Origin of the sequence: Stenotrophomonas sp. SrG (assembly GCF_050031795.1) — a bacterium.
GTDB lineage: Bacteria > Pseudomonadota > Gammaproteobacteria > Xanthomonadales > Xanthomonadaceae > Stenotrophomonas > Stenotrophomonas rhizophila_A.
In genome coordinates, this window is sequence record NZ_JBNBBE010000516.1 from 1 (window position 1) to 254 (window position 254).

Here is a 254-nt window from a genome sequence, read left to right on the forward strand (position 1 = left end):
TGGTCATGCCGTTGATGCGCAGCTTGCTCTGGTCGATCTTGCTGTAACGGATGTTGGAAAGGTGGTTGTCGCTGATGTTCCAGTCCAGCTTCAGCGCGTACTCTTCCATCTCCGTATCGACATTGCTTTCCAGGCCACCGGCGGCAATGCCGTAGCCTTCAGCAATCTGCTGCGCACGGGTCCCGTCGGCCAGGGTGAACTGCGGGTTGGCCTTGCCCAGCGCGGTGCCGCTCAGGTCGGCGCCCGGGGCGGCC

General features: G+C 63.0%; 1 protein-coding gene. It reads right to left on the reverse strand.

From position 1 onward, the window contains the following. The coding region (locus ACQG3P_RS20685; RefSeq protein ID WP_426806097.1) for a hypothetical protein at window positions 1-254 on the reverse strand (254 nt) is incomplete at both ends.